Raw genomic sequence first — 21,964 nt, 5'->3', positions numbered from 1 at the left:
ATTAGTCCCCAGTACACAGAGAACTCACCCGCTTTGCTAGTTATTCCCACGCTTTGGTGGTTGCTCCCTCGCTTTGGTGGAACACCAAGCCAGTCTTTAACTCTACGGAGGTGCTCCCTCCATTTTGCTAGATATTCCCTCGCTTTGGTGGGTGTTCCCTCGCTTTGGCGGAACACCAAGCCAGTCTCTAACTACTCGGAGATCCCCCCTCCGCTTTGCTGGATGTTCTCACGCTTTGCTTGGTTTTCCCTCGCTTTGGTGGAACACCAAGCCGTCTCTAACTCTACGGAGATGCCCCTTCCACTTTGGCGGATGTTTTCACGCTTTGCTGGATGTTCTCACGCTTTGCTTGGTGCTCCCTCGCTTTGGCGGAACGCCAAGCCCACCTCTAGCTACGCGGAGAAGCTCCTCCGCTTTGGCCAGTCTCCATATACACGGAGACTGGCTTTTCTGCTCTCCTCCCCTACCACGGAAGCGGATATCTGACGTGGCTTTCTTTTGCTCTTCGAGTGCTGTATGCAGGTCTAGCTACCGCTTAAACAGCGGAGAAGACGGAATGAATGTGGAGAAGCGGCAGCGGTCGCCTTTGTATACGGATTTTCACCGCTAAGGTAAAATAAATAAAATCCGGATACAACAGCGATCGGAACATCATTCCGTTTTCGGAGCGTCCGCCCAATGCGCCTCTGTTGCACCAGCACCAGCACCTGCACCTGCACCCGCACTTGCACCTGCACCTCGCACTCGCACCCGCCCTGCACCTCGCACTTGTACCCGCCCCTGCACCCGCACCTACCACCTGCCCATAAAAAAGCCCCAAAAGCCATGCGGCTTCCGGGGCCCTTCTCTACTTAATACCTTTCTCCGCAGTATAAGCGTTCCACTGCTTCGTCCACTCCGCCTGAATCTTCTCGAGTCCGGCCTGCTTGGCCTTCTGCATGAAGGTCTCCAGCCCCTTGTCGATATCCTCCACCAGTCCCGCCTCCAGCGGGAACAGATATTGCTTCTCGACCTGCTCCAGCGCCGCTTTCTCTGCCTGATAGGAAGAATAGTCCTCTGCAAAGCCGAGGAACAGATCGGGCTTCTGAATCTTGTCGAGTTCATCGAAGATTGCCTTCACCCCGTCAAAACCCTTGTCGAACAGCATATACTCAGGATTTCTCCATGCCCAGCCGTTCATGCCCTCCCGGGTGAAGCCGTTGGTCTGGCTTGTTCCCAGCAGCTTGTAATAGCCGTCTTCCACAGTATAGTTCTTGCCTTCAATCCCATATTCGGTCAGCTGGTTGTAGCGTTTGTCCAGGACCAGCTTTTCATAGAAAGCGAGCGCCCGCTCCGGATTCTTGCTGCTCTTCGGAATCGCAAAACCATTATGAACCGGATGCACCGGAGTGGCATACCCCGTCGTCTTGCCGAACGGATAATACCCCAGCTCCCATTCGGGATGTGTGGTGCTAATCTTCATGACCATATCATTAAAGCGCGTCGGATTATCCCCGAACATGCTCGCCGCCTTGCCGGAAGTAATCGGGTCCTGCATCGTATCCTTGATATTCAGCACATTCTTGGGAATGAAGCCTTTTTCCTGCCAGCGCTTCATGACCTTCAGCTCTTCTTTTTGCTCATCGGAGCCCCAGTACGAGTACACTTCAGTAGGGGATTCATATTTCACGCCCATCCCATATGGCAGCGCACCGACCATCTTATTCAGCTCGGTATAAATGTAATGGAGATTATTGCCGATATCGCTGTTCAGGGAAGCCGGCATCATATCCGGTTCATTCTGGCGGATTCCGTCCATGTAAGCCTCATAGCTGGCCAGATCCGTAGGCTGGGGAAGATTGTATTTCTTGCGCAGGTCCTCCCGCCAGACGAAGCCGTTGGTCACGTATTCTTTGTACGTCGCAGGCACTGTATAGATTTTACCGTCTACCTTAACATCCTCCCACATCGACTCAGGAACGAATTTCTGCAGCTCCGGCGCAGCCTTAGGCAGCAGATCATCGAGGGCCAGGAACGCACCGCGTTTCGCATAGGAAGCATACTGGGTCCAGTCCGCCGTGAAGATCAGGTCAATCGCCTGGCCCGAGGAGAGCAGCAGCTTGTATTTCTGATCCCAGTCCGTCCAGCTCGTATAGTTGAATTTAACCGTTGTATTAAGCTCCGCTGCCGCCATCTTGTTGACTTCGGCTTCAATCGCCGGCAGATCCTTCGGCGCATCGCCGAGCATGTAGAACTGCAGCTCCACTTTCTTGGAGGTGTCAATTCCGGGTTCTGCCGTAGCAGTCGTACTGCCCTCTGTTGCCGCAGCCGTGTTGTTTTTACCGCTATCCGTGCTGCCCGCTGCCTCTTTATTGTTGCCGTTACTGCCGCCGCATCCCGCAGCGAGCAGCGAGACCGCCAGCATGGCTGTCAGGACAGCCAGCGGTTTTTTCCGTGCATTCTTGCTCATCATGAACCCTCCCAAAAATGTTGTTTGATAATACTGCTTCCTGGTTCAGCTCCTCACAATATCTATGTTAGCCGAATAGCAGCCGCCAAAGACAGCGCGGATCTGCTACAAGGTTCTAACCTTTTACCGCGCCGATCGTCAGGCCTTTAACGAAATAGCGCTGAATGAACGGGTACAGAAACAGAATAGGTCCGGTGACAACGATGGCCATCGCCATTTTCGTTGACTCTGTAGGCAGATCTGCCCCGAGACTTACCCCGGTTCCCGCTCCCATGTTCGCAATGAAGGAAGCCGAGTTGATCACATTGTACAGGTGGAACTGCAGCTGATACTTGTGTGTGTCATTGATGAACAGGGAAGACGAGAACCAGTCGTTCCAGTACGTCAGCGCGAGAAACAGTCCAACCGTGGCAATGCCGGGCATCGACAGCTGCAGCACAATCCGCCAGTATATTTTGAAATCACCCGCCCCGTCAATCTTTGCAGATTCGAACAGCTCCTCAGGAACAGCAGAACGGATGAAGTTCTTCATCAGAATAATCAGGAACGGCGTCATCAGCCCCGGCAGAATCAAGGCTCCATACGAGTCGGTCAGATGCAGATATTTGGTCATCATAATGTACCAGGGCACGAGGCCCCCGCCGAACAGCGTGGTGAAATAGATATAGAACGAGAACGTATTGCGGTATTTGAAATCCCTGCGGGCCAGCACATAACCAGCCATAGTCATGAAGAACAGCCCCAGCGTCGTCCCCGTAAGTGTAGTGAACAGAGTAACGCCATAGGCGCGCAGTACCTCATCCGGAAAAGTGAACACCGTCTTATACCCTTCCAGCGAGAACTCCGCAGGAATCAGATGGTAACCGTCCCTGATAATCGATTCATTGGAGGACAGCGAGGCGGATATAATCAGCAGAAACGGGATCAGACACGCCAGCGAGCCGATGATAATGACCGTGTACGCCAGCCCCTGCAGCAGTCTGGTATAGTGATCGTCTTTAATATGCATGCTCTTTCTCTCCTCCTAGAACAACGCGTAATCATCATTGATTTTGCGGATAATGTAGTTCACCGTCATGATCAGGATGAAGCCGAACAGGGATTGATACAGACCCGCCGCCGTCGCCATGCCGATATCAAAGGTCACCTTCAGGGAGCGGAAGACGTACGTATCCAGAATATCTGTTGTGTTATACAGCACCCCGTTGTTGCCGATCAGCTGGTAAAAGAGGTCAAACTGCCCCTTCATAATGCTTCCGAGTGAGAATAGCAGCAGCACAACGAAGGTAGACTTCAGCATCGGCACCGTAATATACCAGATCCGCTGAAAAATATGCGCTCCGTCAATTTTGGCCGCTTCATAGTACTCATCGCTGATCCCTGTGATGGCCGCCAGGTAGATAACCATGCTGTAGCCGAGATTCTTCCACAGATAGAACAGGATAATCAGGAAGATCCAGACCAGCGGCTTATTATAGACATCCACAGGTCCCGCTCCGAACCGGGCCAGCAGCGTGTTCAAGAAACCGCTGTCATAATTGAACACGTTGTAGACGATAACGCTCAGAATAACGAAAGAAACAAAATACGGCAGGAACATAATCGACTGGGTCAGTTTCTTGAACCATTTGTGGCGCAGCTCGCTAAGCAGAATCGCACAGACAATCGCCAGTACGTTGCCGAGCAGGATGAAGGCCAGATTGTAGCCGATGGTATTGAGCGTCAGCTTGATCAGCGTACCCGATTTCCAGAGAAACTCGAAGTTCTTCAGACCCACGAAGGGAGCATCGAACAATCCGGAATTGAAATCAAATTGGGTGAACGCATAATACACGCCGACCATCGGGAAATACGAATTGACCAGGAAGAACAGCAGTGCCGGCAGCAGCATCAGAAAAAGAATCCGGTTATGAATCAGCTCATGCAGAAATCCCTTCTTCCTTCTCTTCCGCGTGCCGGACTCTATCTGCGGGGACAGCCCGCCTGTTCCCTTCAGTGGAAGCTGGATAGCGAGTGGCATACCCGACTTGCGCTTACGGTGTCTCAAAGCCTTCACTCTCCTATACCTATATAAGTTGGCGGCACTGGCTCCGAAGCCTCCGCCCCTCGCGGCCCTTATGGCTTCGTCCAATGGATGCCCTGAGTATAGAAGATACCTCCTGCAGCTGAACAGTGAACGTTACAGCTATTCCTGTATTTTATTGCCAACCCCAGGGTGTACATTTCATACTTTTGTGCAGTAACCACGCTTGAACGCAAATAAGCCCCCGGATTACTCTCCTTCAGGAGAAGAATCCGGGGGAATGTTGTGCGTACTCCCGCGCTTATATCATCATATATACTTTTAAAGCTCTACCGAACATGCCACGCCCGGCTTCTCCCTCACTCCCTGCCGGCGCCCGGCAAACTGCGATTCGGCCTGATTCAGCACCTTCCGTTTCCGCCAGCGCAGCAGCACCAGTCCTCCTCTTGCCGCTTCATCGGCAATCATGCAGCAGTAGATACCCAGCAGCCCCCAGCCGGACGAAATTCCGAGCCAGTAGGAGCCGCCTACGCCAATCAGCGTCATGGAGATCATCGAGACCACCATGGTATAGCGGGTATCACCAATCGCATTAAGCGAGTTGCCCATAGCCATATTTAGCATTTTGCACGGCTGCAGCAGCAGATTAAGCGCCAGCAGGGATACGCCGATAGCGACAATCTCCGGATCGGCAGTGAAGAATCCGAGCAGCGACCGGCCGAACAAATACAATAGCAGCACATTGGCGCTGACGATAGCCAGCCCGATGTACAGCGTCCGGTATGCTGCACGATAGGCCTCCTGCGTCTGCTTGGCACCGAAGAGATAGGCGATCTGAATCTGCCCGGCCATGGCGATGGCATAACCCAGCGTGAAGCAGAAGGACTCCAGCGTGTTCAGATAGGTACGTGCAGCCAGCTCCTTGGCACCCAGCAGGGCGAGAAAAGAATAAATCACCAGCTGTGACAGCACCCAGGAGGAGGAGTTCAGTCCCAGCGGCCAGCTGATCCTGACGATCTCCGCGAATAATTTGCGGTGGAAGGTCCGAAAATCCGGCAGTCTGATTCTGCGCTCAAAAGCGCTGCTGAACATATACAGCAGTACAGCCACACCGATCAGCCTGCTAATCATCGTGGAGACCGCAATGCCGCTTAGTCCCATCTCCGGCAGGCCGAACATGCCGAAGATTAGAATATAATTGAGCAGGATATGAATAACATTCACAGCCACTCCCGTATACATCGGCCCGCGCGTATTGCCTGTATTCCGGATTGCAGAGCCTAGAGAGGCAGTCATTCCAACCATGAACAATCCGCCGCCTACATAAGTAAGATAGACATGAGATAGCGGAATCAGCTCTCCTGAAATATGAAGCATCCGGGCAACCGGATCGGCATACAGAAACAAGCTGACACTGAAGGCAACCCCCAGGATAGTGCTTACAGTAACTCCCATAATCGCAATCGTACGCGCCTCTTCATTGCGGCCGGAGCCGAGCCGCTGCGCAATCAATATACCTGCACCTCCGGCGAACGTGGTAAACAGTGTAATCAAAGCGCCAAATAACTGATTCGAAATGCCTACAACGGCAACGGCATCATCAGAGATCCGGCTGACCATGATCGTGTCCACTGTCCCGAGCAGCGTTTGCAGAAATATTTCAATAAATATAGGCCAGGCCAGCATCCACAGTCCGCTCTTCCCACCCATGGGTTTCATGGAATAAACCCTCCTCTGCCGATATGCGGCTGCTATAACCTGTGTAATCAAGCCTTGCAATTCAAGCTTGCTCGAAATAAATTATAGATGATATACTCTGGAAAATGTACCATATCTCAAACCTAAACTTTCAATATTCAAACCATCCTGCAGGAGGCTACCCTAATGAATCCGCTCCTATTCCGCATTCCTCCCCTGCCGCATTATATTGCAAGCGGCTTCAATCACTACCCGCCCGGCTATCAGCATCCGAACCGCCAGCATATCAAAGTATTCGATCTGCTTGTCGTCCGGCAAGGCTGCCTGTACATCGGTGAAGAGGAGCGGCGGTTTACGGTGAAGGCAGGAGATGCCTTAATCCTTCGTCCGGACTGCCACCACTTCGGAACGGAGGGCTGCCGGGAGGAGACTTCCTATTATTGGCTTCATTTTCAAACCTTCCATGACTGGCCCGCGCTGCCCGGTTCCGCACTTGATTCCGGCAGCCCGAATGAGCCGGTGGGCGGCCTGCCCGCTTCGTTCTTCAACATCAGCTCGTTTAACCTCGCGTTGTCGCAATTCGTCACTCTGCTGCAGCCGGCCAAGATCGAAGAGCTGCTAGCCCAGCTGGGGCAGCTGCAAGCCACTGCCCACCTGGAATCGGTCCGCTTCCGGCAGCAGACTCTCTTCCAGGATATTCTGCAGTTGCTTGCCGCTTCCGTGAAGCCGGAGCAGCACAGCTCCCAGTCCACTGTATGCGCCGAGCAGGCCGCCTCCTTCCTCCGCGCCCATTACCGCGAAGAGATCACTACGGCGATGCTCGGAGACAGCCTTAACTTTCATCCGGTCTATATTGCCCGCTGCATGAACAAGGCGTATGGCTGTGCACCGATGGAATATCTGCTCCGTTACCGGATCGAGCAGAGCAAGCTGCTGCTGATGCAGACCAGCTTCCCTATCGCCCGGATTGCCGAAGAGGTCGGCTTCAACCAGGCGCCTTACTTCAGCTCCACCTTCATGAAGCTGGAGGGGCTGTCACCGCGGGAGTACCGCCAGCGCTTCTCATGAGAAAAAGGCCATCAGCGGTTTCCTCCGCTGATGGCCTGTTTCGCTATTGTTTATATTTCGGGGTTTCCGCAAATTACCTGAGTCATCATCGAAGCCAAAATCCCGCTTTGCGGGGTTATTGTACTACTGCTTACTCCGCCTCCGGCAACGCCGCAGCCATCCAGAACTCCCACTCCAGCTGCTGGTCCGCAGGGATCCGGTATTCCGGATGTACCGGCGCTCCCCAGCTGTCATCACCGCCGACACCCATTTGCTGCGCGGCAATGGTGACAACCGTGTAGTGCACCTTGGGCAGCTCATAAGGATGCGCTGCCTGCTCCAGCTCGAACGCTGTGTATGGCGACAGCGTACATTCCAGCGGCTCTCCCGCAGCCGCCTGAATCTGCAGCCCGCGGCCGCGCTCGTCCGTAATGCGTACCTGGCGTACGCCGGTACGGTTGCCGGACTCCTGCGGCACCAGATAAGGTGACGGCAGCTCCGTCACCTTACGCCGGAAGCGTCCCAGACGCGCTCCATACGCGCGGTCACTGTAATTCTCTTCCGGCCCGCGGGCATACCAGTCCGACTCTCCATAATCGGCGGACATCCGGAAGGACACAGCCACAACCGGCACATCCGGCAAGCCGGCCGCTCCGGTATAGACCATACGGACCCGCAGTTTACCGTCTGCGTAGACCGTATACTCAATTCGGGTCTTCAGCTCCCGGCTGATGCTGAATGCATAGTCAAAGGTCACCGTGGCCCGGTCCTTCCCGGTCTCAAGCCTTACCGCCGTGCAGCTGCGGGCAAGACTGGCCGCGAACCAGCCGCCTGCGTGGTAAGCAAGCGCAGTTCCCTTGTCATTGTCCGTGGTTGCCCGCCAGAACAGCGGAGCAGGCGGAGTAGCAATCATCTCACGCCCCCCGTAGCAGAGCGACACCAGCGAACCTGCCTGCTTGGAGAACAGGGCAGCGAATCCGCGGCCGGTTACGCCAATGTTCACGTCTCCCTCGATCACCCTGAACTCTCCGGCCGCAGGCAGTATAACATCCTCTAGTTCCGCCGCAGCCTCAGCGGCTTCAATCCGGAAGACATGCTCCCCGTAGGCTGTCTCAAATCCCGCCTCAGCCCACAGCTCCGCTTCCTTCAGCAACAGGCTTACCGCCAGCGTGTACTCTCCCGGAGCTCCTGACACCTCCGGCAGCGCAAGCGGAATCCGCGCCTCTGCCTGCGCCGCAACCGCTACCTCCTGCTGCCCCTTGAAGATTTGCCGCCCTTCCAGGTACAGCCGGAACTCCAGCCGCAGCCCTTCTGTCCCTTCGAACAGATTACCGTTGATGATCTTCACTGCATCCCGTTCCGGTACAAGCCGGATGTTCTGGTAGAGGAACTTCACCTCCTGCATCTTTGGGGTCACAGTCCGGTCAGCGTAGACAATCCCGTTGCCGCAGAAGCTGTAATCCGTCGGCCGATCATCAAAATCACCGCCATAGGCCAGATACTCCTCTCCGTATCTGTCTTTGGCTACCAGTGCCTGGTCAATATAATCCCAGATAAATCCGCCCTGATACTGCGGATACCGGCTCTCCAGCTCGATGTACTTATGAAGTCCGCCTACTGAGTTGCCCATGGCATGCATATATTCACAGCTGATGTATGGCTTATCCGGCTGACCTTCCAGGTATTCTGCAATATCCGCGGGCTTGGCGTACATCCGGCTCTCCATATCACTGGTGTCATTGTATTTGCGGTTATGGAACACCCCTTCATAGTGCACCAGCCGCCCCGGATCGGTCTTGCGGAAATAATGGGACACATTCAGAATTACCTCACCCGCATACGATTCATTACCGCAGGACCAGATGAGGATGGACGGATGGTTCTTATCGCGCTCCAGCATCGACACTGCACGGTCCATTACAATATCCTGCCACTCCGGTTTATCACCGGGAATGTTCCAGGACGGCTCAACCGCGCCCATCTTTTGCCACGAGCCATGGGATTCCAGATTCATCTCGTCAATCACATAGACACCGTACTCATCGCACAGCTCATACCAGAGCGTCTGATTCGGATAATGTGAGGTCCGCACAGCATTGATATTATTCTGCTTCAGGATGATGATGTCCTTAATCATGTCCTCTCTGGTGATGTTCCGCCCTCTGCGGCTGTTGAATTCGTGACGATTGACTCCTTTGAAAATAATCCGTTTGCCGTTCAGCAGCATCAGCTTGTCCTTCAGTTCAAACACGCGGAACCCCGCCAGTTGCACAATCGCCTCCACCAGTTCTCCGCGGCCATCGAATACAGAGATACAGACGCTATAGAGATACGGATTTTCTGCGCTCCACAGCGATACCGTACCTGCCTCCAGGGTGAACACCGCTTTTCCCGTCACAACCTGCCCCTCGGTCTCCGCCACAACGGCTCCGGCCGCATCCTTCAACCCGATTTTCACAAAAGCGTCCGCCGCCGTTGCCATGCTAACTTCAGCAGTTAACGTTCCCTCCTGATAGGCAGCATCCAGCTCCGCATTAATCCGCAAATCCTGCACGTGGAGCTTCGGCACCGTATACAGATACACCTCGCGGAAGATACCCGAGAACCGCCAGAAATCCTGATCCTCCAGCCAGCTGCCCGAGCAGCGCTGATAGACCTCAACGGCCAGCTTGTTCGCCCCCTCCTGCAAATAAGGGGTTAACTCAAACTCCGCAGGTGTAAAGCTGTCTTCGCTGTACCCCACGAAATGTCCATTGAGCCAGACATAACACGCCGCCTCTACTCCCTGAAAAGATATAAAGACCGGCCCGTTCTCCATATTCGCCGGAGCTTCAAAATATTTCACATAACTCCCTACCGTATTGATCTCCTCAGGAATCGCTGGCGGCCGCACAGCATCAAGCCCGTCCCAGGGATACATCGTGTTGGCATACTGCGGCTTGCCGTACCCCTGAAGCTGGATATGACCGGGCACCTGAATGTCCCCCCAGCCTCTGGTATCATAATCCGCCTTATAGAAATCCTGAATCCGGCTGGCCGCATTCACCGCGTAGCTGAATTTCCAGTCTCCGTTCAGGGAATGACGCAGCTCCATCGGGGCTTGCCGCTCCGCTTCCTCCATGGTCTTGTAATAACGATGGTCCGAATGCGCTTCCAATCGGTTCACCTTAAAAACCGAAACATCGCTTAACCAGTCCAGACTGGGCTCGTTGCTGAACATTATATTTTCCTCCTTATTGGTCTCTCACAATGATTTTGTTCTCTTCCATGATTCCCTTACCGTCTGCGTCAGCAGTTCCAGCTTAATTTTACCCAAGACCTTCGCAGGTTCATAGTGCAGGATCACAACTAAGGTGCACATAGCTGACTTTGGGGCATTTGACCCTGGCCTCTTACTGCATCTTAAGCTTTTAGCAGCCGCAAATGGAATAGCATATTTACCGTTTTTACTGGATTATTTATCTGTTTATTTAGAGGAACACCCCCCACTCCGCTTTCACGCACATAATCACAAAAAGCCCCAGCTGAGCGGCAACCGCCGTACAGCATGGAGCTTTTAGAATACGAAGTTTAGCCTTTATCGCACTAGCCTTTCAACATATTAGCCTTTTACAACAGCATTAACCTCTTTATACTCGGCCAGGGTCAGCACTTCTCCAAAAATCCCGATATCCCGCAGACCGGAGACATGCATCTCCTCATCCTTGGAGGCGCAGCAGTCGCTGATACACTTGACCTTGTAAGTGTGGTACATCGCATCGGATGCCGTAGAGCGGACACAGACGTTGGTCCATACCCCGGTAACTACAACCGTATCAATCCCCTCCTCACGGAGAAAAAGATCCATATCCGTATAGCTGAACGCACTATGCCGTCTTTTCTGCACGATATAATCGCCTTTATCCGGCTGCGGAGTCAGCTCGGTTATGAAGTCCGATCCCCAGGTGCCCTTAATCGCATGAACCGGCCTAACCCTGAAGTCAGCATCATTCTGCCGGTGCGCCTCCTGTACGAAGATCACCTGAATATCATTCTCGTGGCTGAATTCGATCAGCTCCTGAATTGCAGGCACGATTCCCGTCCCGTTCGGACAAGTCAGCGCTCCATCCGGATGGATGAAATCATTCAGCATATCAATAATTACTACAGCGTGTTTAGCCATTATGTTCTCTCCCCTTCTCCTAGTATTTCAGCAAACGCGGAAGCTCGCTGATCGTCTGCCGTTTCACGAACTCGCCATAGCCCGGTTTACCGACCACACCAAGCTCATCATCGTAGACCAGTGTGCCTCTGACAATGGTTTTATCCACCTTGCCCTTCAGCTTCATTCCGTGGAACGGGGTGTATTTCGGTTTGCAGTGCATTTTATCTTTATCGAGCGTCCATTCCTTCTCCAGATCGACAATCGTGAAGTCGGCATCGGTGCCGATTTCCAGCGCGCCTTTCTTCGGATACAGGCCATAATGGATGGCCGGATTCGTACACAGTAGCTCCACCAGGCGGGACAAGCTGAGTCTGCCTTTGTTGTAGCCTTCACTAATCATGATCGGCACCAGCGTTTCTACACCCGGAATCCCCGGGAAGGAAGTCCAGACATCCATGCCTGGTGCATCCTTTTCCGTAGCAATCTCATAAGGAGCATGGTCGGTAGCCATGAAGTCAATCGTTCCGTCTACCAGCCCCTGCCAGAGCGCTTCATTATCTTCCGTACGGCGCAGCGGAGGTGCAATTTTGGCAAAAGTCCCGAACTCCGTCATCGCATCCACCGCATTCAGCGTCAGGTAGTGCGGACAGGACTCCGCTGTCACCTTCACCCCTTTAAGCTTCGCTTCCTTGATCAGCTGATTGCCTGCCGCCGTACTCATATGCACGATATGCAGGCGGGCTCCCGATTCCTCCGAGAAGCTGATGCCCAGCTGGATCGCCGCTTTTTCCGCCAGAATCTTGCGCGCTTCAGCCCATGCCGGGTAATCCATCCGTCCTTCCTTTTTCAGCTTCTGGGTATAGTAATCGCAGATGGCATAGTTCTCAGCGTGAATTCCGATTGGCATTCCAGTTTCGGCTACAGCATAGAAGGCTTCGAGCATCTCAGGGTCCGTCACACGCGGGTAAGATGGCACAGACGGTGTCATATATACTTTAAAAGCAACCACGCCCTCAGCAGCCTGCTCCTTCACAATATCCAGCACATCATTGCGTACATCCTCGCCGGTAATCCCGCCCCACATGGCGTAGTCGACGATTCCTTTACCTTCGAGCGCATTCAGCTTGTTATGCAGGTTCTCTACCGAACGTACAGACGGTACGCTGCAGCAAGGCATATCTACAATCATCGTTACCCCGCCCGCCGCCGCACTGCTGGTTCCAGTAACGAAGTCTTCACGGTGTGTGAACCCCGGATCATTAAAGTGAGTATGCGAATCAATAACTCCTGGCAGCACCAATTTGCCCTGTGCATCAATAATCGTATCGGCCTCCGCGTCAATATCCTTGGCGAACCCCACGATAACGCCTTTGTTCACCAGAATGTCCGTCAGCACCTGTCTGTCGCCTTGCGGAATACTCGCATTTTTAATGATCAGTTCATAACCCATGAATACACACCTCTTCTTTATGATTTGGTTGAATCCCCACTCTGGCCGGACGAGGCAAGATCAGCTCCACGCTTCTGTACACAACAAAAAACCCAGGGTACAAAAGGCACATAATAGTAAACACTGCCTCACCCGGATACCTCCGCACAGTGAAAAGCAATTCCTATCACATACCTCCTGTAGCCTGGGGCAATTTACGGTCGCCTGGTCGAAACGCTCAAACCAAATTATTGAGCTTATACAAGAGCAAGAGCTTATTTGATTAGTCCATCTGATAAGCAAGCAGTCCCGGCAGCGTCATGTTAATTAATATAACACTATATCCAGAATCGGCTCCCTTAAGTACCTTTATCATATCATCAAGAGGCTTCCCGTCAAGATTATAAACCGCTTTGTCAAGAAACAGTCAATTTATATGTCATATAACATTACACTAACGGACTTTGCATTACGCTTTCCCCGGATATTCCGTTCTTTCTGCTGCCCTTCTATCTACTGTATAAGCAACTTAGGAAAACCCGGGAACCCGGTCTCCGCAAGGATTTCCAACCCAATATAAGGCCTTACTCTATTTATAATTCATCTCATTCTTATACCGGTTTCGCTACAAGCTTAAGTACTGGCTGCAGCATTTCCAATCCTTAATTGCAGCGACAATAATCATACGACCCTGCGGCTCAAGATTAGGGTCTGGCTGCTTTCGCTTCATTCTCCAGGGAGGCAAAATAAGCAATTTTGTGGTCCACCTTTTGCGCAAAGCTCTGAAAGAATTTAATCTTCTCATCAATATGCACTTTATGCTCCTGCAGCAGTCTGCGCTGATCGGGCAAAGCACTTACCCCTTCTTTCGAAAGCGCAATGAATTGCTTGATATCGGCAATCGCCATCCCTGTATCCTTAAGACAGCAGATTAACGAAATTAACTCCAGATCCTCATCGTCAAAACACCGGTTGCCGTTAGCATCTCTTGCCACAACCGGCAATACGCCCTCCCGTTCGTAGTAACGCAGCGTATATTGGCTCAGTCCGCTTTTTTGTGCTATGGTTTTGATGCTGTATCCCATTATTGCAGCTCCCTTCTGTCAGCTGGTATCGGTTTCATCTCTTAAGGTAACACCATTTGGTTTCTATGAAAAGCCGCTCTATAAATCTATTGACTTACACCTAACTCTAAGGTCTAAGCTTAACACTGTACCTTCATTTAAGGAGTGAATAATTAATGGTAAAAAGAATTAACGTTGCTAATGGTGCGCTGGAGGTCGCTGAAATCTCCTTGGGCTGTATGCGGATTGCAGATCTGTCACCACAAGAGGCCGATGTACATATTCACAGCGCCCTTGAGGCTGGCATAGACTTTTTTGACCACGCTGACATTTATGCTGCCGGTAAAGCTGAGGAGGTGTTCGGCGACGTGCTGGCTGCAAGTCCGGGCATGCGTGAGCAACTGCTGATTCAGACCAAATGCGGAATCCGTAATGGCTTCTTCGACTTCTCCAAAGAGCATATTGTGAGCTCGGTAGAGAACAGCCTGAAGCGCCTGAAGACCGATTATGTCGATGTTCTGCTGCTGCACCGCCCGGACACCCTTATGGAGCCTGAAGAAGTAGCAGAAGCCTTTGATCAGCTGGAGAGCAGAGGCCTCGTGAAACACTTCGGCGTCAGCAACCAGAATCCCCTGCAGATTGAATTGCTGAAAAAGAACGTCAAGCAGCCCCTGCTGTTCAACCAGCTTCAGCTCAGCGTAATGGTCACCGGCATGATCGATTCCGGGATCAACGTCAATATGACAAATTCCGGATCAGTTGTCCATGATGGAGGCATCCTGGAGTATAGCCGCCTGCATGATATGACGATCCAGCCTTGGTCACCGTTCCAATACGGTTTCTTTGAAGGCGTATTCCTCGGCAATGAGAAGTTCCCGGAGGTGAATGAAGTCATTAACCGTCTGGCTGCGGAAAAAGGTGTAGCAGATACGGCCATCGCCATCGCCTGGCTCCTTCGCCATCCGGCTAAGATGCAGCCGGTGGTCGGTACCACCAACACAGCGCGCTTGCTTGATATCGCCAAAGCTTCCGATATAACCCTCAGCCGCCAGGAATGGTACGAGATCTACCGCGCGGCCGGGAACGTGCTTCCTTAAGTGAGTCTTAGCATCAACATATAAAACATATAAAACCCGCAACGAATTTGATGATCTAAGTTCGTTGCGGGTTTTATCCTTAATTTGAGATGGAGTATAAATATAAAAATCCCTCAGGAGTCAAACTCCTAAGGGACTAGTTTCATAAATTATACCGGCGAGAGGACTCGAACCTCCACGGTTTCCCACTCGATTTTGAGTCGAGCGCGTCTGCCATTCCGCCACGCCGGCATATACATAGAATTAGTTCTAAAAGATAATGGAGGTGCCACCCAGATTTGAACTGGGGATAAAGCTTTTGCAGAGCTTTGCCTTACCACTTGGCTATGGCACCAAAAAAATGGAGCGGACGACGGGAATCGAACCCGCGACCCTCGCCTTGGCAAGGCGATGCTCTACCGCTGAGCCACGTCCGCATATAATGGCTGGGGATATAGGAATCGAACCTATGAATGACGGAGTCAAAGTCCGTTGCCTTACCGCTTGGCTAATCCCCAACATTTGATTTAATAAAATGGGGCGACTGATGGGTCTCGAACCCACGAATGCCGGAACCACAATCCGGTGCGTTAACCCCTTCGCCACAGTCGCCATATGAAGCTTATTTAATTGCAATGCCTTATAACTCTTATAAAATAAATGGGGCGACCGATGGGTCTCGAACCCACGAATGCCGGAACCACAATCCGGTGCGTTAACCACTTCGCCACGATCGCCATATTAAATTTTATAGGATATTACTTGGCAGGGGCAGCAGGAATTGAACCCACACCAACGGTTTTGGAGACCGTTGTTCTACCTTTAAACTATGCCCCTAAAAATGGTGGAGGCTGATGGATTCGAACCACCGAACACGTACGTGAGCAGATTTACAGTCTGATGCGTTTGGCCACTTCGCTAAGCCTCCGAGGATGGTGCCGGCGAGAGGACTTGAACCCCCAACCTACTGATTACAAGTCAGTTGCTCTACCAATTGAGCTACACCGGCGTATTAAGTTGTAAGAAATATGGTGGCGCGGGAGGGAATCGAACCCCCGACACAAGGATTTTCAGTCCTTTGCTCTACCGACTGAGCTACCGAGCCGAACATTTTTTCATAAAGATGGCGGAACCGACGGGATTCGAACCCGCGATCTCCTGCGTGACAGGCAGGCATGTTAGGCCAACTACACCACGGTTCCAAATTGGTTGCGGGGGCAGGATTTGAACCTGCGGCCTTCGGGTTATGAGCCCGACGAGCTACCGGGCTGCTCCACCCCGCGTCAATGTTAAAAATCTATTCTGTTAAAGATAGATGGTGGAGGCTGAGGGGTTCGAACCCCCGACCCTCTGCTTGTAAGGCAGATGCTCTCCCAGCTGAGCTAAGCCTCCATATATGACTCGTATGGGATTCGAACCCATGTTACCTCCGTGAAAGGGAGGTGTCTTAACCCCTTGACCAACGAGCCATGTTGATTAAATATTTGTAAGGTAAAGCTACGGAGAGAGAGGGATTCGAACCCTCGAGACGCTTGTGGCGCCTACACGATTTCCAATCGTGCTCCTTCGGCCAAACTCGGACACCTCTCCAGATGGCTCCCCGAACAGGACTCGAACCTGTGACAACTCGATTAACAGTCGAGTGCTCTACCAACTGAGCTATCAGGGAATATACATAACAGGCTTGATCACCTGAAAACTGAATCCGAAACGAATCTGCGCTCTAAGAAATTTGGATAAGCCCTCGACCGATTAGTATTGGTCAGCTCCATGCATTGCTGCACTTCCACCTCCAACCTATCTACCTCGTCGTCTTCAAGGGGTCTTACTAATTGGGAAATCTCATCTTGAGGGGGGCTTCACGCTTAGATGCTTTCAGCGCTTATCCCGTCCGTACGTAGCTACTCAGCCATGCTCCTGGCGGAACAACTGATGCACCAGCGGTACGTCCATCCCGGTCCTCTCGTACTAAGGACAGCTCCTCTCAAATTTCCTGCGCCCACGACAGATAGGGACCGAACTGTCTCACGACGTTCTGAACCCAGCTCGCGTACCGCTTTAATGGGCGAACAGCCCAACCCTTGGGACCTACTTCAGCCCCAGGATGCGATGAGCCGACATCGAGGTGCCAAACCTCCCCGTCGATGTGGACTCTTGGGGGAGATAAGCCTGTTATCCCCAGGGTAGCTTTTATCCGTTGAGCGATGGCCCTTCCATGCGGTACCACCGGATCACTAAGTCCGACTTTCGTCCCTGCTCGACTTGTAGGTCTCGCAGTCAAGCTCCCTTATGCCTTTGCACTCTGCGAATGATTTCCAACCATTCTGAGGGAACCTTTGAACGCCTCCGTTACTCTTTAGGAGGCGACCGCCCCAGTCAAACTGCCCGCCTGACACGGTCCCCGTACCCGATTAGGGCACTAGGTTAGAACCTAGATACGATCAGGGTGGTATCCCAACGGCGCCTCCGCAGAAGCTTGCGCTCCTGCCTCAACGGCTCCCACCTATCCTGTACAGATCGTACCCAAATTCAATATCAAGCTGCAGTAAAGCTCCATGGGGTCTTTCCGTCTTGTCGCGGGTAACCTGCATCTTCACAGGTATTAAAATTTCACCGGATCTCTCGTTGAGACAGCGCCCAAGTCGTTACGCCATTCGTGCGGGTCAGAATTTACCTGACAAGGAATTTCGCTACCTTAGGACCGTTATAGTTACGGCCGCCGTTTACTGGGGCTTCGGTTCACAGCTTCGGGTTTAACCCCTAACCACTCCCCTTAACCTTCCAGCACCGGGCAGGCGTCAGCCCGTATACTTCGCCTTGCGGCTTCGCACAGACCTGTGTTTTTGCTAAACAGTCGCTTGGGCCTTTTCACTGCGGCCCCCTCGGGCTATTCACCCTACCGAGGCACCTCTTCTCCCGAAGTTACGAGGTCATTTTGCCGAGTTCCTTAACGAGAGTTCTTCCGCGCGCCTTAGAATTCTCTTCTCGCCTACCTGTGTCGGTTTGCGGTACGGGCACCTTCTCCTGGCTAGAGGCTTTTCTTGGCAGTGTGAGATCATGACCTTCGCTACTACAATTTTCGCTCCCCATCACAGCCCAGCCTTAGTGATGTGCGGATTTGCCTACACATCAGCCTCACTGCTTAGACGGACATATCCATCAGTCCGCGTCACTACCCTCCTGCGTCACCCCATCGCTCATAGCGGATTACGGTGGTACAGTAATTTCAAACTGTTGTCCTTCGACTACGCCTTTCGGCCTCGCCTTAGGTCCCGACTTACCCTGAGCGGACGAGCCTTCCTCAGGAAACCTTGGGCTTTCGGCGGATCAGATTCTCACTGATCTTTTCGTTACTCATACCGGCATTCTCACTTGTATGCTGTCCAGCGCTCCTTACGGTACACCTTCAACCTGCATACAACGCTCCCCTACCCCAGATGCAAAGCATCTAGCCATAGCTTCGGTGGTGTGTTTAGCCCCGTTACATTTTCGGCGCAGAGTCACTCGACCAGTGAGCTATTACGCACTCTTTCAATGGTGGCTGCTTCTAAGCCAACATCCTGGTTGTCTGTGCAACTCCACATCCTTTCCCACTTAACACACACTTGGGGACCTTAGCTGATGGTCTGGGCTGTTTCCCTTTTGACAATGGATCTTAGCACTCACTGTCTGACTCCCGGCAAGAAGTTAATGGCATTCGGAGTTTGACTGAGCTTGGTAACCCTTGCGGGCCCCGCACCCAATCAGTGCTCTACCTCCACCACTCCATTCACCGAGGCTAGCCCTAAAGCTATTTCGGGGAGAACCAGCTATCTCCGAGTTCGATTGGAATTTCTCCGCTACCCCCACCTCATCCCCGCATTTTTCAACATGCGTGGGTTCGGGCCTCCAGTGCGTGTTACCGCACCTTCACCCTGGACAGGGGTAGATCACACGGTTTCGGGTCTACGTCCACATACTTAGTCGCCCTATTCAGACTCGCTTTCGCTGCGGCTCCGGCTTCTCACCTTAACCTTGCATGTTAAACGTAACTCGCCGGTTCATTCTACAAAAGGCACGCCATCACCCATAGATCGGGCTCTGACTTTTTGTAAGCACACGGTTTCAGGTTCTATTTCACTCCCCTTCCGGGGTGCTTTTCACCTTTCCCTCACGGTACTGTTTCACTATCGGTCGCCAGGTAGTATTTAGCCTTAGCAGATGGTCCTGCTGGATTCATACGGGGTTTCACGTGCCCCGCACTACTCGGGATCCGTCTCGGAGAGAACACAGTTTAGGCTACAGGGCTTTTACCTCTATCGCGGGCCTTTCCAGACCTCTTCGCCTACCATATTCCTTTGTAACTCCATGTGAGACGTCCCACAACCCCAAGAGGCAAGCCCCTTGGTTTAGGCTGTTCCGCGTTCGCTCGCCGCTACTGACGGAATCACTATTGTTTTCTCTTCCTCAGGGTACTTAGATGTTTCAGTTCCCCTGGTCTGCCTCTGCGTATCCTATGTATTCAGATACGAGTAACTGCGAATTACCACAGCTGGGTTTCCCCATTCGGACACCCCCGGATCAAAGCTTGCTTACAGCTCCCCGAGGCAGTTTCGTTGTTCGCCACGTCCTTCGTCGGCTCCTGGCGCCTAGGCATCCTCCGTGTGCTCTTATTAGCTTAACCGTCACTCCGGTGTTTCGCTTGCTTGCTCATCTTGTTTTGAATGCCGCTCATGGATTGCTCCATTCACCAACACATTCAAAGCCAAAGGTCGCTGCACAATCGAAAACCTTCGTTCTGCACTAATAACTATTTCAACTTGCTTACACAAGTTTCAGCTAAAAGATGTTCTAAAACGCAAATTCGTTTCGGTATCCAGTTTTCAAGGATCAAGGTGCTGAAGTTTCGGGACAATCACGACTGTGATGTTCGAAAATTCAGACAGTTTAAAGATGAGAGCTTAAACTCTCAAAACTGACCAACGAGTGAGTAACAGGCCTAGACCTGAGTTTTGGAAGCTTACGCTTCCGATTTGAATGTCACCGTTGCAGGTGACGATTCTCCATAGAAAGGAGGTGATCCAGCCGCACCTTCCGATACGGCTACCTTGTTACGACTTCACCCCAATCATCTACCCCACCTTCGGCGGCTGGCTCCCTTGCGGGTTACCCCACCGACTTCGGGTGTTGTAAACTCTCGTGGTGTGACGGGCGGTGTGTACAAGACCCGGGAACGTATTCACCGCGGCATGCTGATCCGCGATTACTAGCAATTCCGACTTCATGCAGGCGAGTTGCAGCCTGCAATCCGAACTGAGACCGGCTTTGCTGGGATTGGCTCCACCTCGCGGTTTCGCTTCCCGTTGTACCGGCCATTGTAGTACGTGTGTAGCCCAGGTCATAAGGGGCATGATGATTTGACGTCATCCCCACCTTCCTCCGGTTTGTCACCGGCAGTCACTCTAGAGTGCCCAGCTCGACCTGCTGGCAACTAAAGTCAAGGGTTGCGCTCGTTGCGGGACTTAACCCAACATCTCACGACACGAGCTGACGACAACCATGCACCACCTGTCTCCGATGCTCCGAAGAGGGGCACTATCTCTAATGCTTTCATCGGGATGTCAAGACCTGGTAAGGTTCTTCGCGTTGCTTCGAATTAAACCACATACTCCACTGCTTGTGCGGGTCCCCGTCAATTCCTTTGAGTTTCAGTCTTGCGACCGTACTCCCCAGGCGGAGTGCTTACTGTGTTAACTTCGGCACCAAGGGTATCGAAACCCCTAACACCTAGCACTCATCGTTTACGGCGTGGACTACCAGGGTATCTAATCCTGTTTGCTCCCCACGCTTTCGCGCCTCAGCGTCAGTTACAGCCCAGAAAGTCGCCTTCGCCACTGGTGTTCCTCCACATATCTACGCATTTCACCGCTACACGTGGAATTCCACTTTCCTCTTCTGTACTCAAGTCACCCAGTTTCCAGTGCGACCCCAGGTTGAGCCCAAGGTTTAAACACCAGACTTAAATGACCGCCTGCGCGCGCTTTACGCCCAATAATTCCGGACAACGCTTGCCCCCTACGTATTACCGCGGCTGCTGGCACGTAGTTAGCCGGGGCTTTCTTCTCAGGTACCGTCACTCCGGTAGCAGTTACTCTACCGGACGTTCTTCCCTGGCAACAGAGCTTTACGATCCGAAAACCTTCATCACTCACGCGGCATTGCTCCGTCAGGCTTTCGCCCATTGCGGAAGATTCCCTACTGCTGCCTCCCGTAGGAGTCTGGGCCGTGTCTCAGTCCCAGTGTGGCCGTTCACCCTCTCAGGTCGGCTACGCATCGTCGCCTTGGTGAGCCGTTACCCCACCAACTAGCTAATGCGCCGCAGGCCCATCCCCAAGTGGCAGATTGCTCCGCCTTTCATTCTCTCTTCAGGAGAGGAAAGAAATTATCCGGTATTAGCTACCGTTTCCGGTAGTTATCCCAGTCTTGAGGGCAGGTTGCCTACGTGTTACTCACCCGTCCGCCGCTAAGTTAATCCAGAGCAAGCTCCTTCATAACTCCGCTCGACTTGCATGTATTAGGCATGCCGCCAGCGTTCGTCCTGAGCCAGGATCAAACTCTCCAAATTGTATTTAGAAAGAGCGATTGCTCATTTTGAAACATCTGACGAGAATTTTCATTCTCTATTTTTGGAAGTCACTTTCGTGATTTCCTACTCACTCGTTGTTCAGTTTTCAAAGATCAATGTCTCATCGTTTGTCGCCGTTGTTTGTTTCAGCAGCGACCTTTATAATATATCACAGCGCCCTCGTTTTAGTCAACCTTTTTTTTGATTTCTTTTTTCGGCTGATTTACGACTGCTTTGCAGCGCATCGTTATGTCAGAGGGACGAGTTATAATTTATCACATAAGTTGCGTCCTAGTCAACCCTAAATATTCCCCTCATTTTCTGCGCTCATGCAGCAAGGAACAAATAAAAAAAGAGAGTACACTACCTCTCTCCATCCTCCTGCTTACTTTTTCTATTATAGGTCTATTCATGTCCGTGGACAGCCACC

The 21,964-nt window shown here is 52.3% G+C and carries 10 protein-coding genes, 16 tRNA genes, 2 rRNA genes and 1 riboswitch; of the genes, 2 read left to right on the top strand and 26 right to left on the bottom strand.

Annotation, left to right across the window (positions count from 1 at the left end; all coding sequences use genetic code 11):
- Nucleotides 1–847 precede the first annotated feature (847 nt).
- The 4 genes from NYE33_RS08905 to NYE33_RS08890 form a co-directional block, all read right to left on the bottom strand.
- Nucleotides 848–2,404 carry an extracellular solute-binding protein gene (locus tag NYE33_RS08905; RefSeq protein ID WP_445669806.1) on the bottom strand — a complete coding sequence of 519 codons (1,557 nt, stop codon included), beginning with the start codon at nucleotides 2,402–2,404 and terminating at the stop codon, nucleotides 848–850.
- A gap of 160 nt (nucleotides 2,405–2,564) precedes the next feature.
- Complete coding sequence (locus NYE33_RS08900; protein ID WP_039309445.1) at nucleotides 2,565–3,458, bottom strand: carbohydrate ABC transporter permease; 894 nt, start codon at nucleotides 3,456–3,458, stop codon at nucleotides 2,565–2,567.
- A gap of 15 nt (nucleotides 3,459–3,473) precedes the next feature.
- Complete coding sequence (locus NYE33_RS08895; RefSeq protein WP_425497176.1) at nucleotides 3,474–4,340, bottom strand: ABC transporter permease; 867 nt, start codon at nucleotides 4,338–4,340, stop codon at nucleotides 3,474–3,476.
- Between the two features lie 453 nt (nucleotides 4,341–4,793).
- The gene (locus tag NYE33_RS08890; protein ID WP_076247766.1) at nucleotides 4,794–6,191 is read right to left on the bottom strand and encodes an MATE family efflux transporter; all 1,398 of its coding nucleotides are present in this window, start codon (nucleotides 6,189–6,191) and stop codon (nucleotides 4,794–4,796) included.
- Nucleotides 6,192–6,356: 165 nt separating this feature from the next.
- Between NYE33_RS08890 and NYE33_RS08885 the strand changes: the two genes are divergently transcribed.
- On the top strand, nucleotides 6,357–7,238 hold the full coding sequence (locus NYE33_RS08885) for a helix-turn-helix transcriptional regulator (protein ID WP_341065484.1): 882 nt from the start codon (nucleotides 6,357–6,359) through the stop codon (nucleotides 7,236–7,238).
- A 130-nt stretch (nucleotides 7,239–7,368) separates the two neighbouring features.
- On the opposite strand, the gene NYE33_RS08880 is transcribed toward NYE33_RS08885, so the two are convergent.
- The 4 genes from NYE33_RS08880 to NYE33_RS08865 all read right to left on the bottom strand — a co-directional run bounded on the left by NYE33_RS08880 (nucleotide 7,369) and on the right by NYE33_RS08865 (nucleotide 13,875).
- Complete coding sequence (locus NYE33_RS08880; protein ID WP_341065483.1) at nucleotides 7,369–10,437, bottom strand: glycoside hydrolase family 2 TIM barrel-domain containing protein; 3,069 nt, start codon at nucleotides 10,435–10,437, stop codon at nucleotides 7,369–7,371.
- A gap of 381 nt (nucleotides 10,438–10,818) precedes the next feature.
- Nucleotides 10,819–11,379 carry a cysteine hydrolase family protein gene (locus NYE33_RS08875; protein ID WP_076247773.1) on the bottom strand — a complete coding sequence of 187 codons (561 nt, stop codon included), beginning with the start codon at nucleotides 11,377–11,379 and terminating at the stop codon, nucleotides 10,819–10,821.
- A gap of 19 nt (nucleotides 11,380–11,398) precedes the next feature.
- Entirely contained in the window at nucleotides 11,399–12,811 is a 1,413-nt protein-coding gene (gene allB / locus NYE33_RS08870; RefSeq protein WP_076247776.1) for an allantoinase AllB, read from the bottom strand.
- A gap of 160 nt (nucleotides 12,812–12,971) precedes the next feature.
- Nucleotides 12,972–13,075: riboswitch (purine riboswitch) on the bottom strand.
- Nucleotides 13,076–13,494: 419 nt separating this feature from the next.
- The gene (locus tag NYE33_RS08865) at nucleotides 13,495–13,875 is read right to left on the bottom strand and encodes a MerR family transcriptional regulator (RefSeq protein ID WP_042239667.1); all 381 of its coding nucleotides are present in this window, start codon (nucleotides 13,873–13,875) and stop codon (nucleotides 13,495–13,497) included.
- A 155-nt stretch (nucleotides 13,876–14,030) separates the two neighbouring features.
- On the opposite strand from NYE33_RS08865, the gene NYE33_RS08860 reads away from it, so the two are divergent.
- The gene (locus NYE33_RS08860; RefSeq protein ID WP_039309431.1) at nucleotides 14,031–14,951 is read left to right on the top strand and encodes an aldo/keto reductase; all 921 of its coding nucleotides are present in this window, start codon (nucleotides 14,031–14,033) and stop codon (nucleotides 14,949–14,951) included.
- A gap of 152 nt (nucleotides 14,952–15,103) precedes the next feature.
- Here the strand turns inward: NYE33_RS08860 and NYE33_RS08855 are convergent.
- The 18 genes from NYE33_RS08855 to NYE33_RS08770 form a co-directional block, all read right to left on the bottom strand.
- Nucleotides 15,104–15,182 (bottom strand) — tRNA-Leu (locus NYE33_RS08855).
- Between the two features lie 29 nt (nucleotides 15,183–15,211).
- Nucleotides 15,212–15,285: transfer RNA gene (locus tag NYE33_RS08850), tRNA-Cys, on the bottom strand.
- A gap of 7 nt (nucleotides 15,286–15,292) precedes the next feature.
- Nucleotides 15,293–15,367 (bottom strand) — tRNA-Gly (locus tag NYE33_RS08845).
- Nucleotides 15,368–15,373: 6 nt separating this feature from the next.
- Nucleotides 15,374–15,448, bottom strand: a tRNA-Gln gene (locus NYE33_RS08840).
- 18 nt (nucleotides 15,449–15,466) lie between these two features.
- Nucleotides 15,467–15,542: transfer RNA gene (locus NYE33_RS08835), tRNA-His, on the bottom strand.
- 49 nt (nucleotides 15,543–15,591) lie between these two features.
- Nucleotides 15,592–15,667: transfer RNA gene (locus NYE33_RS08830), tRNA-His, on the bottom strand.
- Between the two features lie 26 nt (nucleotides 15,668–15,693).
- Nucleotides 15,694–15,767 (bottom strand) — tRNA-Trp (locus NYE33_RS08825).
- A gap of 5 nt (nucleotides 15,768–15,772) precedes the next feature.
- Nucleotides 15,773–15,858 (bottom strand) — tRNA-Tyr (locus tag NYE33_RS08820).
- A 5-nt stretch (nucleotides 15,859–15,863) separates the two neighbouring features.
- A tRNA-Thr gene (locus NYE33_RS08815) sits at nucleotides 15,864–15,939 on the bottom strand.
- 20 nt (nucleotides 15,940–15,959) lie between these two features.
- Nucleotides 15,960–16,035: transfer RNA gene (locus NYE33_RS08810), tRNA-Phe, on the bottom strand.
- 19 nt (nucleotides 16,036–16,054) lie between these two features.
- A tRNA-Asp gene (locus tag NYE33_RS08805) sits at nucleotides 16,055–16,132 on the bottom strand.
- 4 nt (nucleotides 16,133–16,136) lie between these two features.
- Nucleotides 16,137–16,213 (bottom strand) — tRNA-Met (locus NYE33_RS08800).
- Nucleotides 16,214–16,246: 33 nt separating this feature from the next.
- Nucleotides 16,247–16,322 (bottom strand) — tRNA-Val (locus NYE33_RS08795).
- Between the two features lie 5 nt (nucleotides 16,323–16,327).
- Nucleotides 16,328–16,399 (bottom strand) — tRNA-Glu (locus tag NYE33_RS08790).
- A 31-nt stretch (nucleotides 16,400–16,430) separates the two neighbouring features.
- Nucleotides 16,431–16,520: transfer RNA gene (locus NYE33_RS08785), tRNA-Ser, on the bottom strand.
- A gap of 3 nt (nucleotides 16,521–16,523) precedes the next feature.
- Nucleotides 16,524–16,599 (bottom strand) — tRNA-Asn (locus tag NYE33_RS08780).
- A gap of 63 nt (nucleotides 16,600–16,662) precedes the next feature.
- Nucleotides 16,663–19,593 (bottom strand): 23S ribosomal RNA (locus NYE33_RS08775).
- Nucleotides 19,594–19,978: 385 nt separating this feature from the next.
- Nucleotides 19,979–21,534, bottom strand: a 16S ribosomal RNA gene (locus NYE33_RS08770).
- Together the 16S and 23S rRNA genes with 16 tRNA genes alongside form the textbook arrangement of a ribosomal RNA operon.
- Nucleotides 21,535–21,964: the final 430 nt, after the last annotated feature.

This window comes from Paenibacillus sp. FSL R10-2199 (assembly GCF_038000235.1).
GTDB lineage: Bacteria > Bacillota > Bacilli > Paenibacillales > Paenibacillaceae > Paenibacillus_AQ > Paenibacillus_AQ phytohabitans.
The sequence above is the reverse complement of the archived record's forward strand: the minus strand, read 5'-3'. Positions and strand labels throughout refer to the sequence as shown.